Below are 16,347 nucleotides of genomic sequence, written 5' to 3' on the forward strand. Positions count from 1 at the left end.
GTGCGCGTCGAACGCCGCGTCGGCTTCGCGGGGGTGGGCGGCGCGCTCGCGCAGGCGGCGTTCGCGCAGGGCGGCGGCACCGTTCGGTGACGTGGCCGGACGATCGGCCGGACGATCTGCTGGGCGGTCGGCCCGGCGATCGTCCGGTCGGTCCGCGGCCTGCGTGTCCGCGGCGGCCTCGGGCCGGGCGGCGCCTTCGGCGGTCCTGCGCGGTTCCGGTCTCGCCCGCGGCCTCGGGACCGGCCTCCGCCGCGCGCTCGTCCCGGTGGTCCTCCTGCTCGTGCCCGTCCTCGGCGCCCGGACGGGGAAGGCGGAACCACACGCCTTTGGTGCGCCGGTCGTAGGAGACGCCCCACGACTCGGCGAGCGTGGCGATGGACGGGAGTCCGCGCCCGCTGGAGGCCGTGACGCCGGGCATCTCGATGCCGCGGGTGGGGTGCCGGTCGCGGACCTCGATCTCGACGTCGGCGCCTTCGAGGCGGCAGGTCACCTCGAAGGAGGTGCCCGCGTAGGCGATCGCGTTGGTGGCCAGCTCGCTGGTCGCCAGGATCGCGTCGTCGGAGATCTCGTCCATGCCCCAGTCGGCGAGCACCTTCCGGACGAAGCGGCGTGCGTCCGCGACCGCCGCCGCGGCGGACGGGAAGGTGGCCGACGCCGTCTGCCGATCCAACTGTCGTCCCTCGTTCGAAGCGTCCACTACCCCGGTCTGGCTATCGTGACAGACTGGCCGACCGCCCGGCCAGAAGGGCCGCGCGCCGGGGCCGCGGCGCACCTCCGAGTCGGGGGAAACCGGGCTCCCGCCACAACACGACAGACCGTAACACGAAGGCTACGTGCACAGATGCGCGGTCGTTACCGTCGGTTGACCGGCAGAGTGTGATTCGGGCCTCGGGCCGTCCGGCAACGTAGAGTACGAATGCGGCCCGGAGCCGCGCGGAAAGCGGCCGGGAGGCAAGGCCCGGAGAAGGAGTCAGTGATATCCGGTACCCGGCGAACGCCGGCCAGGAGGATGAATAGCATGCCGCGTACCGCGTCTCGCGCCCGCCCCGGCGGGTCGCGCGACACAACGCCGCGTTACAGCGACGCCGACCTCGCCCCGCTGCTGAAGGCGCTGGTCGCCGTCCGCGACGGGAAGGCCAAGGCCGAACTGGACGTGCCCGGCGATGGAGCCGTGGGGGTCGCCGGGGCGCTGCTGGAGGAGATCCGGCAGAACGGCGAGGAGCTGACCTCGGGGCTGGCCGGAGTGCGCCGGGAGATCGGCCGGGAGGGCCGGCTGGGCGGGCGGCTGTCCCAGGGGTCGCTGAAGGGCTCGTGGGCGGTGGGCGTCGAGGACGCCAACGCGATCATCGGCATGCTGACGGACCTGTCCACCGGGATGCACCGGGTGGTGGAGGCCGTCGCCGCGGGCGACCTGAGCCGGCGCGTGGAGCTGCGGGTCGCCGGGCGTCCGATGCGCGGCGAGCTGCTGCGCATGGCGCGGTCGGTGAACGGCATGGTGGAGCTGCTCGACCAGTTCACCTGGGAGGTCACGCAGTTCGCCCGGGAGGTCGGCACCGAGGGACGGCTCGGCGGGCAGGCGCCGTCGCGCGGCATGACGGGCCGGTGGCGGGACGTCACGGCGGCGGTGAACGCGATGGCGGGGCGGCTCACGGCGCAGGTCCGCGACATCGCGGAGGTCACCACTGCGGTCGCCAAGGGCGACCTGACGCGCAAGGTCACGGTCGAGGCGACGGGCGAGCTGCAGGAGCTCAAGCTCACCGTGAACACGATGGTGGACCAGCTGTCGGGGTTCGCCGACGAGGTGACCCGGGTCGCCCGCGAGGTCGGCACCGAGGGCCAGCTGGGCGGCCAGGCCCGGGTGCGGGACGTCAGCGGCGTCTGGAAGAACCTCACCGACAACGTCAACGCGATGGCGAACAACCTGACGTACCAGGTCCGCAACATCGCGCAGGTCACCACCGCCGTCGCCGAGGGCGACCTCGGCAAGAAGATCACCGTCGACGCGCAGGGCGAGATCCTGCAGCTGAAGCTGACGGTGAACCAGATGGTCGACACCCTGTCGGCGTTCGCCTCGGAGGTGACCCGCGTCGCCCGCGAGGTCGGCACCGAGGGACGGCTCGGCGGGCAGGCGCGCGTGCCGGGCGTGAGCGGCGTCTGGAAGGACCTGACGAACAACGTCAACGGGATGGCGTCGAACCTGACGTACCAGGTCCGCAACATCGCGCAGGTCACCACCGCCGTCGCCGAGGGCGACCTCGGCAAGAAGATCACCGTCGACGCGCAGGGCGAGATCCTGGAGCTGAAGGACACCGTCAACACGATGGTCGACACGCTGTCGGCCTTCGCCGACGAGGTGACCCGGGTCGCGCGGGAGGTCGGCACCGAGGGACGGCTCGGCGGCCAGGCGCGCGTGCACGGCGTCAGCGGCGTCTGGAAGGACCTCACCGACAACGTCAACGGCATGGCGAACAACCTCACCATGCAGGTCCGCGGGATCGCCAAGGTCACCACGGCGGTGGCGCAGGGCGACCTGACGCGCCGCATCGAGGTCGACGCGCAGGGCGAGATCCTGCAGCTCAAGGACACCCTGAACACGATGGTCGACACGCTGTCGGCCTTCGCCGACGAGGTCAGCCGCGTCGCCCGCGAGGTCGGTACCGAGGGACGGCTCGGCGGCCAGGCGATCGTGCCGGGCGCGGGCGGCATGTGGAAGGACCTCACCGACAACGTCAACGGCATGGCGTCGAACCTGACGTACCAGGTCCGCAACATCGCGCAGGTCGCGACGGCCGTCGCGCACGGCGACCTGCGGCGCCGCATCGACGTCAACGCGCAGGGCGAGATCCTCGAACTGAAGACGACGCTGAACACGATGGTGGACACGCTGTCGTCGTTCGCCTCCGAGGTGACCCGCGTCGCCCGCGAGGTCGGCAGCGAGGGACGGCTGGGCGGGCAGGCCGAGGTCGAGGGCGTCTCGGGCACCTGGAAGCGGCTGACCGAGAGCGTCAACGAGCTGGCCCGGAACCTGACCACGCAGGTCCGGGCGATCGGCGAGGTCGCGAGCGCGGTCGCGGAGGGCGATCTGACCCGCACCATCACCGTGGAGGCGCGCGGCGAGGTCGCCGAGCTGAGCGACAACGTCAACCTGATGGTCGCGACGCTGCGCGAGACCACGCGCGCGAACGACCAGCAGGACTGGCTGAAGTCCAACCTGGCGCGGATCGGCGGCATGATGCAGGGCCACCGGGACCTGCAGCAGGTCGCCGAACTGATCATCCGGGAGCTGACGCCGACGGCGAACGCGCAGTACGGCGCGTTCTACCTCGCCGAGCCCGTCGGCGAGGAGACCGAGCTGGCGCTGATCGCCGGGTACGGGACGCGGCGGCGGACGCAGCGCGGCGCGGTCCGGTTCGCGTTCGGGGAGGGCCTGGTCGGGCAGGCCGCGCAGGAGCGGCGGCCGCTGCTGATCTCCGAGGCGCCCGCCGACTACGTCAAGATCGGCTCCGGGCTGGGCGAGGCGTCGCCGGTCAACATCATCGTGCTGCCGATCGTGTTCGAGGGGACGGTGCTGGGCGCGATCGAGCTGGCCTCGTTCGGCCGGTTCACCGACGTCCAGCTGGCGTTCTTCAGCCAGCTGATCGAGACGATCGGGGTGACGCTGAACACGATCAGCGCCAACACCCGCACCGAGGCGCTGCTGGCGGAGTCGCAGCGGCTCGCCGGGGAGCTGCAGGAGCGGTCGGACGAGCTGCAGCGGCAGCAGGCGGAGCTGCGGCACTCCAACACCGAGCTGGAGGAGAAGGCGGCGCTGCTGGCGCAGCAGAACCGCGCGATCGAGATCCAGAACTACCAGATCGAGCAGGCGCGGCGGACGCTGGAGGAGCGCGCCGAGCAGCTGGCGATCTCGTCGCGGTACAAGTCGGAGTTCCTGGCGAACATGTCGCACGAGCTGCGCACGCCGCTGAACAGCCTGCTCGTGCTGGCCAAGCTGCTGTCGGAGAACCAGGGCGGCAACCTGACCGGCAAGCAGGTGGAGTTCTCCCAGACGATCTACGACTCGGGCACGGATCTGCTGACGCTGATCAACGACATACTGGACCTGGCGAAGGTCGAGGCCGGGAAGATGGAGCTGCACCCGCAGCGCCTGTCGGTGCCCGCACTGGTCGACTACGTCGACGCGACGTTCCGTCCGCTGTCGCAGGACAAGGGCCTGCAGTTCGGCGTGGAGGTCGCACCGGACGTCCCGGGGACGCTGTTCACCGACGAGCAGCGGCTGCAGCAGGTCCTGCGGAACCTGCTGTCGAACGCGGTGAAGTTCACCGCCGAGGGCGAGGTCCGGCTGCTGATCGAGCGCGCCGGGGACATCGACTTCACGCTGCCCGCGCTGTGGAACACCCAGGACGTGATCGCGTTCCGCGTGATCGACACCGGGATCGGGGTGAGCGCCGACAAGATCCAGGTGATCTTCGAGGCGTTCCAGCAGGCCGACGGGACGACCAGCCGCCGCTACGGCGGCACCGGGCTCGGCCTGTCGATCAGCCGGAACATCGCGCGGCTGCTCGGCGGGGAGATCCACGCCGAGAGCAAGCCCGGCCAGGGCAGCGTCTTCACGATGTACCTGCCGGCCCAGTACAGCGAGTCCGAGGGGCGCCGCAGGGCACCGCAGGACGACGCGGTGGCGGAGCCGTCCGTCCCGATGATCGCGCCGGCCGAGGAGCCGGCGGACCCGGCGCGGGCCGCGGCGTCCGGTGCCGAGGGCGCGGCCGCCACACCGGACGGCAACGGGCGGCGGGGCGAGCGGCGCCCGGTGCGCGGGCAGCGCCGCGCGGACGGAGCGGGCCGTGAACGGGGCGCCGGAGGAACCGCCCGCGGACTTCCTCGACACCGTCCTGTCGGGCCGCAAGGTGCTGATCGTCGACGACGACGTCCGCAACGTGTTCGCGCTCACGAGCGTCCTGGAGGGCTACGGGATGGACGTCCTGTACGCCGAGGACGGGCAGGCGGGCATCGACCTGCTGCACCGCAACCCGGACGTGGCGCTGGTGCTGATGGACGTGATGATGCCGGGTCTGGACGGCTACGCCACCACGGCGGCCATCCGGCAGATGCCGCAGTTCGCCGAGTTGCCGATCATCGTGATCACGGCGAAGGTGATGAAGGGCGACCGGGAGAAGAGCCTGGAGGCGGGCGCGTCGGACTACGTGCCGAAGCCCGTGGACGTGGACCATCTCCTTGACGTCATGAGGAACTGGCTGCGACCCTCCATCGTCCGCTGAGGAGAGGGGTTCCACGGGCAGTAGGGTCTGCCGTGGGTGGTCGTTTTCAGGTTCATCGGCCAGGGCGGCGGCGGGCCGACCGGATCGGAGAGACGCGCGTGGACGACAAGGCGAAGATCCTGCTCGTGGACGACCGCGAGGAGAACCTCATCGCGCTGGAGGCCATCCTCAGCTCGCTCGATCAGGACCTGGTCCGGGCCCGGTCGGGCGAGGAGGCGCTCAAGGCGCTGCTCACCGACGAGTACGCGGTCATCCTGCTGGACGTCGTCATGCCGGGAATGGACGGATTCGAGACGGCGCGCGACATCAAGCGGCGCAAGAAGACCCGCGATCTGCCGATCATCTTCCTCACGGCGGTCAACAGCGACCCCGACTACGCGTTCCGCGGGTACGCGGCGGGCGCGGTCGACTTCATCTCCAAGCCGTTCGACCCGTGGGTGCTGCGGGCCAAGGTGTCGGTGTTCGTGGAGCTGCACAACAAGAACAAGCAGCTCCGCGACCAGACGACGCTGCTGCGCGAGCAGGGCGCGCTCCTGCGGGAGCAGTCGACGCTGCTGAAGGCGCGCCCGGCGGAGGACTCCGGTCCGGCGGCGCGGCAGGCGCTCGCCGGGCGGCTCGACGAGCTGCTGGCGGCGGTCGAGGAGCAGGCCGAGCTGATGGGCAAGCGGGTGCCGCCCGCGCTGCGCGACGAGTCGGACGAGCTGGGCCGCCGCCTGTCCGGCCTCCGCGACGCGCTGGCCGCCGAGGCGCCGTCCGCCGAAGACGGCACCGACGGGGACGCCTCCGACGGGGACGGCACGGCCGAGGACGCCTGACCGGCGGGCGCCGCTCGCGCCCGTCCCGTCCGGTCCTGATTTCTCATTGCGGTCTCCCCGAAACCGCGTTCGCGCGTCACCGGGAGCTGGTATACCTGTGTGCGTCCAAGCCGCTACACAGCGTTACCGGAGGTAGCCATGAACGAGCTCCCGCAGGAAATGGGCATCCCCGTGCTCCTCGCCGACGAGGTCATCACCCTGGAGGGATGGCGCCAGGAGCTGATCGAGGGCGACCAGAACTGACCTGGTTCCAGGCGTGTCCGAGGGCTTCCCGCCGCCGCGGGGAGCCCTCGGCCATGTGGGGCGGACCATTGAGGGGCCGAGAGTTGAGCACAACGGCGAAGTGGCCGGCGGCGCACCGGGACCCGGTCGTGGACCGGCTGCACGGGCACGAGGTGCCGGATCCCTACCGGTGGCTGGAGGACGCCGACGATCCCGGCTGCGCGGCGTGGCTGGACGGGCAGGCGGAGGCGTTCGCCCGGCACGCCCGCTCCTGGCCGGACCGCGACGCGTGGCGGGCGCGGCTGGCGGAGGCGGCGGGCCGCGGCGGCGCGGCCGTCCCGGTCGCCTCTCCCCCGGTGTGGCGGCGGGGGCGCCGCTTCTTCCTGCGCCGCGCACCGGACATGCAGCTGCCGGTGCTGATGACCGCCGGGCCGGACGAGCCGCCGCGGGTGCTGCTCGACCCGCTCGTCCTGGACGGGTCCGGGGCGACGACGCTGGGGCTTTGGCGGCCTTCGCCGGGCGGCGGTCTGCTCGCCTACCAGGTGATGCGGCACGGTGACGAGCGGCCGCTGCTGTGGGTGCTGGACGTGGCCGACGGCCGCCTGGTGGACGGGCCGCTGGAGCCCGGCCGGGTGACCCCGGTGGCCTGGCTCCCCGGCGACGGGGCGTTCTGCTACGTGGACACGCCCGGCCCCGGCCTGGAGCGGGGACGGCGGCTGCGGCTGCACCGCGTCGGCACGGACCCGGACGACGACCCGGTGCTGTTCGCCACCGATCTTCCGCAGCTGTCGGTCACGATCGCGCCGGCCGGCGGGCGGCTCATGCTCAGCGCCGCACCGGGCGCCACGTCCGGCAACCTCCTGTGGCTCGCCGACGCACCGGACGAACGCGCGCGGGAGCTGCGTCCGGTGCTCGTCCACGACGGCACCGCCGACGGCACGCGGGCGGTGCTGAAGTTCGCGCCGGACGGCCGGATCTTCGCCGTCACCGACCGAAGCGCGCCCTTCGGGCGGCTCTGCGCCGTCGATCCCGCGGACCCGCGCCCCGAGCACTGGCGCACGGTGATCGCGGAGGAGCCCGGCGCCGTCCTCGCCGACTGCGCGACGCTCACCGATCCGGCGACGGGAGAGCCGCGCCTGGTGACCGTCCACGCCCGGCACGGGACGAGCGAGCTGCGCGTGCACGCGTCGGACGGGACGAGCCTGCTGGACGTTCCCGTTCCGGGCCACGGCAGCGTCACGCGGCTCACCGCGCCGCCCGACGGCGGGCCTCGCGCCTGGTTCGCCTACACCGACTACACGAACCCGCCCGCGGTCCACCGCCTCGACGTACGCGACGGGTCGTGCGTCCCCGAGGCGCCTCCGGTCCCGGAGCCGCGCCTTCCGACGCCGCGGGACACGGCGCGGGGGGAGACGACGCGGGAGGCTCCGGCCGCGCGGGTGCCCGCCGCGCGGGCGAAAGTCCGCGCACGTCCGGACGTGCGGCGGCTGACCTTCGCCTCCGCCGACGGCACCCCGGTGGCGATGCACCTGATCGCGCCGCCGGACGGGCACGGTCCGCGCCCGACCCTGCTGACCGCCTACGGCGGGTTCGGCGCGTCCGCCCGGCCCGCCTATTCGCCCGCGATCGCCGCGTGGGTCGAGGCGGGGGGCAACTACGCGGTCGCGAGCGTGCGCGGCGGCGGGGAGGGTGGTACGGCCTGGCACGCGGCGGGCAGCGGCCGGAACAAGCCCAACGCCGTCGACGACTTCACCGCCGCCGCACGCGCGCTGATCGACGGCGGGCACACCGCGCGGGACCGGCTGGCGATCCGCGGATCGTCGCACAGCGGGTTCCTGGTCGCCGCGGCCGTCACCCGCGAACCGGACCTGTACGCGGCGGCGGTGGTCTCCAGCGCCGTGACCGACATGGTCCGGTATCACCGGTTCGGCATCGGGCGCCTGTGGACCGAGGAGTTCGGCACGGCCGACGATCCCGAGGAGCTCGCCGTGCTGCTCGGCTACTCCCCCTATCACCGCGTGCGGCCGGGGACCGCCTACCCCTCGGTGCTGCTGACCTGCCCGCAGATCGACCCGCGGGTCGATTCGATGCACACCCGGAAGATGGCCGCGGCGCTGCAGCACGCGACGGCGTCGTCGCGTCCGGTTCTGCTGAGGTGCGAGTCCGGCGTCGGGCACGGCGAGCGGTCCCTGTCGCGGTGGCTCGGCCTGCAGACCGACGTGCTCGCCTTCTGCGCCGCCCATACCGGCCTGCGCCTCCGCTAGAACGCGGAGACGCGGGCCGGGCGCGGGACGGGCGCGGGGCCGGGCGCGGGGCCGGGGTCAGGCCCCGGCGGCGAGCTTGGCGCGCGCGGCGGCGATACGGGCGAGCGTCCGGTCGCGGCCGAGGATCTCCAGCGACTCGAACAGCGGCAGCCCGACGGTGCGTCCGGTAACGGCGACGCGGACGGGCGCCTGGGTCTTGCCTAGCTTGAGCCCGTGTTCGGCGCCGATCCGTTCGAGCCGGTCCTTGAGCTCGTCGGCGTGCCACGGGGCGTCCAGGTACGCCTGCTCCGCGGCGGCGAGAATGTCGGCGGCGGGCTCCTTCATCGCCTTGGTCCAGGACTTCTCGTCCGCCGGCGGCTCGTCCAGGAACGCGAAGTCGATCATCTCGACGATCTCCGACAGCAGCGCCACGCGGGTCTGCGCGAGCGGTGCGAGCTCGGCGAAGACCGAGACGTCCACGTCGAACGGGGCCTCCTGGAGGAACGGGAGGCATTCGGCGATGAACTTCTCGACCGGCAGCGCGCGGATGTACTCGCCGTTGAACGAGCGGAGCTTCTTCTCGTCGAAGACGCCGGGGAGGTGTTGACGTCGTCGATGCGGAACTCGTCGACGATCACGTCCCACGGGACGATCTCGCGGTCGCCGGACGGGGCCCAGCCGAGCAGCATCAGGTAGTTGCGCATCGCCTCGGCGAGGTAGCCCTCGGCGCGGTAGTCCTCCAGGGCGACCTTGTCGCGCCGCTTGGACAGCTTCTGCCGCTTCTCGTTGACGATGACGGGGACGTGCGCCCACACGGGCGGCTCGCCGCCGAGCGCCTCCCAGAGCAGCTGCTGCTTGGGCGCGTTGGACAGGTGCTCCTCGCCGCGCACGACGTGGGTGATGCCCTGGCTCATGTCGTCGACGGCGTTGGCCAGCAGGAACGTGACCGAGCCGTCGGCGCGGGCGATGACGAAGTCCTCGATGACGGCGTTCTCGAAGACGGGCTTGCCGCGCAGCAGGTCCACGACGGTGGTCTGGCCCTCGTCGGGGGCGCGGAAGCGCAGGGCGCGGCCGGGGCCCGGCTCCAGGCCCCGGTCGCGGCAGAACCCGTCGTAGCCCTTGTGCTGGTCGCCGGTGCGGGCGATCACGGCCTCGCGGGTGCAGTCGCAGTAGTAGGCGCGGCCGGCGTCGCGCAGCGTGTGAGCGGCCTCGGCGTGCTTGTCGGCGTTCGCCGACTGGAAGTACGGGCCCTCGTACTGCTCGCCGTCCATGCCGAGCCAGGCGAGGGCGCGGATGATGCCCTCGGTCCACTCCGGGCTGTTGCGGGAGGCGTCGGTGTCCTCGATCCGCAGCACCAGCGTCCCGCCGGACTGCGCGGCCATCACCCAGTTGAACAGCGCCGAGCGCGCGCCGCCCACGTGGAACATGCCCGTCGGCGACGGCGCGAATCGAACCCGGATCGAAGACGTTGAAGACATGTCACCAGCGTAGAGCGCGCGGGCACCGGATCGTGCCCGGACCCGCGCGTCCTGCGGCGAAATCGGGTCCCCGCGGGGTCAGGGTCTCCAGTTCGGGTCGCGCCCGGCGAGCCCGACGAGACGGTCCAGCAGCGGGGCCGACTCGGGGACGACCACCTCCGGCCCGAACGCCCCGTACTCGCGGCTGGTCTCGGCGGTCGGGACGAGCTGCTCCCAGGCGTCCTGGACGACCTCGGCCGGGAACCCGGGCTCGCGTCCGGTGGCGACGCGAGATCCCAGCCGTGCACGACGAACTCGCCGTACAGGATCCCGCCGATGAACGGGGCGGGCATTCCCTCCTTGTTGCCGACCAGGCTGGTGGCGCCCTCCCACGCCGCGGGTTCGCGCCACGCCTCGCCGGTCCGCAGCGCCTGCTCCTCGAAGCGTTCGGCCCAGCGCGGTTCGGCCGTGAAGTCGTGGTCCTCCCCCGGTCCGGTCGTCGGCTCCTTGCGGGCGGCGGTCTCGCCCCGCGACGTCCAGAGGATCAGGTGGTTGACCAGGTCGCGCACCGTCCAGTCCGGGTCGGGGGTGCGGTCGTCCAGCCGGGCCTCCGGTATTTCCAGGACGATCCGCGCCGCGGCCTCGGCGGCGGGGAGCATCCGGTTGCGAAGGTCCATGACCCCCTCCTTCGTTCATGTGTTCGAGTCGGCGCGGCCACCTTACGCGTGCGCCGCCGCGCCGTCTTGGAAAAACACGTCACGGCCGCCCGCTTCCCTGTGACCACCCCTACCCGGCGGCGCGCCGGGCATCCTGGCAGGATCGGCCCATGGCCCCTCAGGCGTCCCCCCTCGACGACCTCGCGGCGTTCCGTGACGTGGCGGCCGAACGGCTGGCCGCGTTCGCGCACACGACCGTCCCCGACTCCCCCGGCATGCGCCGCGCGGGGGTGGTGCTGTGCGCGCTGGAGCACGGCGGCGTCCCCTCGGTGATCCTGATCAAGCGGGGCGACGGCGGCCGCAACGCGGGCCAGTGGGGGCTGCCGGGAGGGCGGATGGAGGACGGCGAGACGCCCGAGCGCGCGGCGCTGCGCGAGTTGCACGAGGAGGTCGGGCTGACGGCGGGCGCCGCCGACGTCCTGGGGCGGCTCGACGACTTCCCGGCCGCGTCGGGCTTCGCGATCTGCCCGATCGTGGTGGCGCTGGACGATCCCGGGCCGCTCGTCCCCGACCCGCGCGAGGTCCGGTCGGTGCACCACGCGAGCCTGCGGCGGCTGGCGGACGACGAGACGCCGCGGTGGGTGCCGCAGCCTGGTGGCGGGAACCTGCTGCAGATGTGGTTGGGTCCCGACTGGCGGGTCCACGCGCCGACGGGCGCGATGCTGTGGCAGTTCCGCGAGGTGGTGCTGCTGGGGCGGCAGGTCAGGGTCGCCGACTTCGCGCAGCCCGACTGGACGCGCCACTGACCGGCGTCCGGGACCGCCGCCGGGCCGGGGGCCGGGGTCGGAGGCCGGGGGTCGGTTCGTCAGTTCGTCCGGGAGCGGAGCCAGTTTCCGGCGGCCCGCAGGTGCGCGTCGGTGAGCCCGGTCATGGGGTCGATCTCCACGAGCAGGTGCTCGGCGACGTCGGGGACGGCGGCGATGCGTTCGGTGGCGTCCGGTTCGTCCTCGAACCAGACGAACGGGCGGGCCTCCGCCCAGGCCGCCACGTGCCGCGCCTTCCACGCCCCGAGGGTGCCGCCCTCGTCCGGTCCGGGGAACTGGGGGATCGGGACGAACGGCAGCGCGGGCAGCCCGATCCGCGGGGCGATCCACTCGTTGGCGTTGTCGCACCAGTAGCTCGCCCAGGCCAGTTCGGCGCCCGTCGCCTCGGCGAGTTCGAGGAGCGCGGGCCCGTGCCGCGCGTTGAGCCACAGTTTGAAAGTGATGCCGTTCGGCGAGCAGCGGTGCCGCCGGTACCGGCGGCTCGGCCTCTCGAACGGATTCAGCACCCCGTCGACGTCCAGGAGTATCACCGGCGAGCCCATATCTGGAAGGTAAGCGATCAGAGCGCGGTTGGGGAGGGAATTTTCCGGGTCCGGCCGCCGTAGAGTTGATCGGGACGGACGAAAGCGCCGGACGCCACCTTGACGACGAATCCCCCCGGAAAGCCGAGGAGCCGCACGCGATGCCCGAGAACTCACGCTGATGGCGGTCCACGCCCACCCCGACGACGAGGTGCTGGGCACCGGCGGGGTGCTGGCCCGCGCCGCCGCCGAGGGGATCCGGACGGTACTGGTGACCTGCACGAACGGCGAGCAGGGCGACGATTCGGGCGGGCTGAAGCCCGACGATCCGGGGCACGACGCGGAGGGGGTCGCGGGGCGGCCTCGCCGAGCTGGCCGAGTCGGCCGCGCATCTGGGCATCGCGCACGTGGAGCTGCTCGGCCACCGCGACTCCGGCATGGTCGGGTGGGCGGGGAACGACGATCCGGCGGCGTTCGCGAACGTGCCGCTCGACGACGCCGTCGCACCGCTCGTCGCGCTGATGGAGAAGTATCGGCCGCAGGTGGTCGTCACCTACGACGAGAACGGCGGCTACGGGCACCCCGACCACATCCAGGCGCACCGGATCGCGATGGCGGCCGCCGAGCGCGGCGGCGTGCCCGACAAGCTGTACTACACGGCGATGCCCCGGTCGGGCATCCGGCAGATGCTGGAGGGCGCCCGGGAGCTGGGCATCGACCTCGGGTTCGAGCCGCCGGACGACTTCGGCACCCCGGACGAGCTCGTCACCACCACCGTCGACGTGTCGGCGTACGCCGAGCAGAAGTTCAAGGCGCTGGAGGCGCACGCGAGCCAGGGCGAGAACATCTTCATCCTGAAGATGCCGGAGGACGTCCGGCCGCTCGTGCTGGGGAGCGAGTCGTTCGTCCGCCGGTTCAGCCGCGTCGCCGTCCCGGAGCGGGAGGACGACCTGTTCGCCGGGCTCAGGTGACCGCGGACGCGTCCCCCGGGTAGGTCTCGCCGCGCGCGGCCTGCGCGCGGTAGTGGTCGAGGACGTCCTGGCGCAGCAGGTACCCGAATCCCGAGCGTTCGAGCCGCAGCGCCAGGTTCGCCTCGGTGACGCGCATCGCGGCGGCCGCGTCGCGCAGCCGCCAGTCGTGCTTCGCGAGCCGGGTGAGCAGGTGGCCGCGGCGGATCTGCCCGTCCGACAGCCGGAACGTCTTGAGGTAGGCGACGCGGTGGTCCTCGTCGACGATCGCCTCGCCGATGTGGTTCTCCCGCTTGAGCTCGAACGACGGCAGGAACCGGGTCAGGCGGAAGCCCTTGAGCCGCTGGACGTGCCGATGGGTCCCCTTCTCGTCGAAGATCCAGCGGGCCATGACCGCGTCGTGGAAGTCGGCCCACTCGTCGCGGCCGCGTGCGGCGGCGGCCCGCAGGTCCGCCAGGGAGCCGATCCGGGCGTCGTCGATCCCGGCGGACACGTCGCCGGGCCGCGCGCCGAGCAGCCCGTAGATGTAGATCTGTTCGCCGAACATGTCCTCGACGAGGGTCGCGTGCAGCGCCCGGTAGTCGTCCGGGTGCGGGACGACGAACGCGGCGGCCAGGGCGTCGGCGACGTAGATCAGCACCCCGCACTGGCCGGGGTGGATCTCGAAGATCCGCAGCGCGTCCTCCAGCCCGCGCACCCGCCGGCCGAGGTAGGCGGCCTCCGCGCGCGGCGACAGGCCCTTGTCGATCGCCCGCCGCGACCACTCCTCCCAGGCGATCTCGGGGCCGCCGAAGTGCAGCGCGAGGTAGCCCTCGACGGCGAGGTGCAGCGGCAGGAACCGGAGCCGGGACTTGCCCGCCTTGCGCGCCATGTGCCGGGTGGTGCGGATCGGCATCCGGTCGGGCGCGGGCGCGGTGTCGCGCTCCAGCAGGCGGGCGCCGTAGGACGCGGAGGGGAGTTCGTCGCCGTCCCGCCACGTCGCCACGAACGCGTGCGGGATATAGGACGTGTAGGACGAGCCGTCGCCGACGTCCACGACGGACATCGGCTCGTCGTAGGCGACGCGGTGGAGCCGCAGGCCGGGGACGGGTTCGTCGCGGACGAGCGGCACGAGCCGGATCGAGCCCCACGTCTGCGCGGGGCGGGTGTGCAGGCCGTCGAGGCCGAACGTCGTCATGACCGCTCCAGGAAGCGCGCGGTCCGCTCGTCGAGGTGGGCCTGCAGTTTGGGCAGGCCGACGCGTCCCTCGGCGAAGCGGGCCAGCTCGACGAGCGTCGGCAGGTCCTCGGCGTCGCGGATCCCGGCGGTCGGGACGGTCGGCGCCAGCCGGCGGACGTCGAAGTCGTCGGCGTCGTACACCGGGTTGAGGTGGGTGATCTGGACGCGCTGCGCGCCGCCGTGCCGGTACCCGGGGTCGAGGCGGGTCCGCCAGATCCGCAGCACGTCGGCGGCGAGGCCGGGCGGCGCGTTGTCCCAGCCGTCCGACACGATGATCAGCCGCTCGGGGCCGGTCTCCAGCGCGTCGATGATCCGCTCGCCGAGCGGGGTGGGGCCCAAGGGGTACAGCAGCAGCTCGTCGGTGCGGCCGGACGTCCACAGCGGCGTGTACTCCTTCGCGAGCGCCTCCAGCAGGTAGGAGGCGGCGAGCGCCACGGCCAGCGGGCGGCGCCGCTTCTGCCCGGACCCGGACGTCGAGTGGCTGTCGTCCAGGACGGCGGCCACCCGTCCCCACGAACCGCGTGCGGCGCCCGCGACCCGGCGGGCGGACGTGCGCAGCGCCTCGGTGAGCTCCGCGCGGCGCCGCGCCCGGTCGTCCAGGGACAGCGACAGCGCGTACGTCGCGAGGCGCGTGAGGGACATCGCGCCGAGATCGGCCGCGACGCCCGTGCTCTCCTGGAGGCGGAGCCGTTCGAGCCGCGTCATCTTCGACTCGATGCGCTCCAGGAAGACCTCGCGGGGCACCTTGTGCTTCGCGGCGAATCCCTCCGCGACCGTGTAGGGCAGGTCGTAGAGCGCGGCCCGTTCGAAGTGCGCCCGGCGCCACGACTCGAAGATCGGGGTGTCGAACCGCTTGACGCCGCGCGGCGCGAACAGGAACGGGCCGAGCTCCCCGCCGGACGCGCCGTCCGGGCGCACGTGCGCGTGCCGCATCGCGCCCTTGACGGCGTTGCGGTACTTGACCGCGTCGAACGCCGGGTCGGGGCGGCCCGCCATCCACTCCCGCATGATCGCGCGGGTGCGCCGGTTGTTGACGCCGCGGCGGCGCAGGTCGCCGAACAGCCGGTAGACGCGCTGCGGCGGCAGCAGGTCGAGCCGCCGCGCGATCAGCCGTCCCTCGCGGCGGCGGCGCGGCACGTCCACCTCGCCCGCCCGCAGCAGCAGGTTCCGGACGATCAGCAGCGCGTTGTGGTCGTTGACGTTCAGCGCGAGCGACGCCGCGTAGAGGTCCCGGTAGTTCTCCAGGATGTACTCGTGCAGGAAGCCGAGGCTGAGCCGCTGCTCGCCGTCCTCGTGGTGGAACTCGCGCTGCCCGGTGGAGGTGATCGCCGCGTTGACGAACATCAGCGCGTCCTCGCACGCGATCAGATCCGCGAACGTCTCGGTCATGGCGTCCCGCTCTGGCCGGGGGTCGGGGGGTGCCGGCCGGGGAGTGGAAAGCGCGAGCGGCGAATCATCGCTGTAAAGGCGGGTTCCGGAAGTCGCACCTGGAGTCCCGCGGGCGGCCCCCGAACCGTAGCACCGGACGATCAGAGCGTTCTTCTCATTTTCCCCCGGCGTCGGCGTCGCTTCCGGACGCGGCCCGCAGCATGCGGAGCTGCCCGATCTCGGCGGCGTTCTTCATCAGCTCGGCGTTCACCCAGCCCGCCATGTGCGCGACGGTGTATCCGGCGTCCTCCGGCCAGGGGTAGGCGACGCGGGCGTCCAGGTCCGCGTCGGTGAGGCCGTCGAGAGCCCCGGCCCACTCGACGCGCAGGCCGCGCAGCCATCCGACGGCCGCGTCCTCCCCCGGCCAGACGATCTCCGCGCGGTCGCGCGGCGGCCGTCCGTGCACATGGTCGAGGGCGACGCTCCACCACCAGCCGATGTGCCAGGTGACCCAGGCGATGGTGGGCACCGGCACGGGGTCGGGCTCGGTCTCGGCGAAGTCCGGTTCCCAGCCGCCGCCGGGGGCGGGGCGGACGGTCCAGCACAGCGGCCCCGGTTCCCACCGGTGGTCGCCGGGTCCGAGCCGGTCGAGGTGGTACTCGAACAGGGCCCAGGTGAAGTCGAACTGCCAGCGCAGCAGCTCGGTTCGGGACTTGGTCATCGGGTCACTCTCGCAGAGCGGCCCTCGTCCGGTCGTCCCGTTTTTCCACCCGTCCCGG

Annotated in this window: 10 protein-coding genes and 3 pseudogenes; 6 read left to right on the forward strand and 7 right to left on the reverse strand. The window is 72.8% G+C overall.

Translation table 11 applies throughout. From position 1 onward, the window contains the following. Positions 1-670: ATP-binding protein (locus tag BJF79_RS57660; protein ID WP_187357155.1), on the reverse strand; the 670-nt coding region annotated here is incomplete at its 3' end. Positions 671-1,018: 348 nt separating this feature from the next. Here BJF79_RS57660 and BJF79_RS46395 point away from each other — a divergent pair. The 3 genes and pseudogenes from BJF79_RS46395 (at position 1,019) to BJF79_RS46405 (ending at position 8,577) form a co-directional block, all read left to right on the forward strand. Beyond that, positions 1,019-5,276: pseudogene (locus tag BJF79_RS46395) on the forward strand (HAMP domain-containing protein). 98 nt (positions 5,277-5,374) lie between these two features. After that, positions 5,375-6,091 carry a two-component system response regulator gene (locus BJF79_RS46400; protein ID WP_075907017.1) on the forward strand — a complete coding sequence of 239 codons (717 nt, stop codon included), beginning with the start codon at positions 5,375-5,377 and terminating at the stop codon, positions 6,089-6,091. A gap of 326 nt (positions 6,092-6,417) precedes the next feature. Then, positions 6,418-8,577 (forward strand): prolyl oligopeptidase family serine peptidase, encoded by a 2,160-nt coding sequence (locus BJF79_RS46405; protein WP_262403575.1) that lies wholly within the window; start codon positions 6,418-6,420, stop codon positions 8,575-8,577. Between the two features lie 57 nt (positions 8,578-8,634). Here BJF79_RS46405 and gltX read toward each other — a convergent pair. Both gltX and BJF79_RS46415 read right to left on the reverse strand, forming a co-directional pair. Further along, positions 8,635-9,983 (reverse strand): annotated as a pseudogene (gene gltX, locus BJF79_RS46410) (glutamate--tRNA ligase). Continuing rightward, positions 9,938-10,690, reverse strand: coding sequence for a TIGR03086 family metal-binding protein (locus tag BJF79_RS46415; RefSeq protein WP_262403576.1), 753 nt, complete (start codon positions 10,688-10,690; stop codon positions 9,938-9,940). Before BJF79_RS46415 ends, gltX begins: the two are co-directional and overlap by 46 nt. 149 nt (positions 10,691-10,839) lie before the next feature. Between BJF79_RS46415 and BJF79_RS46420 the strand changes: the two genes are divergently transcribed. Beyond that, positions 10,840-11,475, forward strand: coding sequence for an NUDIX hydrolase (locus tag BJF79_RS46420; RefSeq protein WP_075907019.1), 636 nt, complete (start codon positions 10,840-10,842; stop codon positions 11,473-11,475). A 59-nt stretch (positions 11,476-11,534) separates the two neighbouring features. Here BJF79_RS46420 and BJF79_RS46425 read toward each other — a convergent pair whose 3' ends face one another. Further along, positions 11,535-12,035, reverse strand: a complete 501-nt coding sequence (locus BJF79_RS46425; RefSeq protein WP_075907020.1) for an HAD domain-containing protein — start codon at positions 12,033-12,035, stop codon at positions 11,535-11,537. A gap of 160 nt (positions 12,036-12,195) precedes the next feature. On the opposite strand from BJF79_RS46425, the pseudogene BJF79_RS64710 reads away from it, so the two are divergent. Both BJF79_RS64710 and BJF79_RS46430 read left to right on the forward strand, forming a co-directional pair. Further along, positions 12,196-12,279: pseudogene (locus BJF79_RS64710) on the forward strand (PIG-L family deacetylase); the annotation flags it as partial. Positions 12,280-12,421: 142 nt separating this feature from the next. Next, positions 12,422-12,985, forward strand: coding sequence for a PIG-L family deacetylase (locus tag BJF79_RS46430; RefSeq protein WP_262403577.1), 564 nt, complete (start codon positions 12,422-12,424; stop codon positions 12,983-12,985). On the opposite strand, the gene BJF79_RS46435 is transcribed toward BJF79_RS46430, so the two are convergent. The 3 genes from BJF79_RS46435 to BJF79_RS46445 all read right to left on the reverse strand — a co-directional run bounded on the left by BJF79_RS46435 (position 12,978) and on the right by BJF79_RS46445 (position 16,289). After that, positions 12,978-14,159 carry an ARPP-2 domain-containing protein gene (locus tag BJF79_RS46435; protein ID WP_075907021.1) on the reverse strand — a complete coding sequence of 394 codons (1,182 nt, stop codon included), beginning with the start codon at positions 14,157-14,159 and terminating at the stop codon, positions 12,978-12,980. The two genes, BJF79_RS46430 and BJF79_RS46435, sit on opposite strands and share 8 nt — an antisense overlap. Further along, positions 14,156-15,589: a hypothetical protein gene (locus BJF79_RS46440; RefSeq protein ID WP_075907022.1), complete on the reverse strand. Its 1,434-nt coding sequence runs from the start codon at positions 15,587-15,589 to the stop codon at positions 14,156-14,158. The genes BJF79_RS46435 and BJF79_RS46440 overlap by 4 nt, the downstream gene beginning before the upstream one ends. 154 nt (positions 15,590-15,743) lie before the next feature. Continuing rightward, positions 15,744-16,289, reverse strand: coding sequence for a DinB family protein (locus BJF79_RS46445; RefSeq protein WP_075907023.1), 546 nt, complete (start codon positions 16,287-16,289; stop codon positions 15,744-15,746). Positions 16,290-16,347 lie beyond the last annotated feature (58 nt).

This window comes from Actinomadura sp. CNU-125, from assembly GCF_001942465.1.
In the GTDB taxonomy this organism is placed as follows: Bacteria; Actinomycetota; Actinomycetes; order Streptosporangiales; family Streptosporangiaceae; genus Spirillospora.

Excerpts from the sequence above, each read along its gene's own strand:
- BJF79_RS46415 (WP_262403576.1), bottom strand. The coding sequence starts at position 10,690 with ATGGACCTTCGCAACCGGATGCTCCCCGCCGCCGAGGCCGCGGCGCGG.
- BJF79_RS46420 (WP_075907019.1), top strand. The coding sequence starts at position 10,840 with ATGGCCCCTCAGGCGTCCCCCCTCGACGACCTCGCGGCGTTCCGTGAC.
- BJF79_RS46425 (WP_075907020.1), bottom strand. The coding sequence starts at position 12,035 with ATGGGCTCGCCGGTGATACTCCTGGACGTCGACGGGGTGCTGAATCCG.
- BJF79_RS46435 (WP_075907021.1), bottom strand. The coding sequence starts at position 14,159 with ATGACGACGTTCGGCCTCGACGGCCTGCACACCCGCCCCGCGCAGACG.
- BJF79_RS46440 (WP_075907022.1), bottom strand. The coding sequence starts at position 15,589 with ATGACCGAGACGTTCGCGGATCTGATCGCGTGCGAGGACGCGCTGATG.
- BJF79_RS46445 (WP_075907023.1), bottom strand. The coding sequence starts at position 16,289 with ATGACCAAGTCCCGAACCGAGCTGCTGCGCTGGCAGTTCGACTTCACC.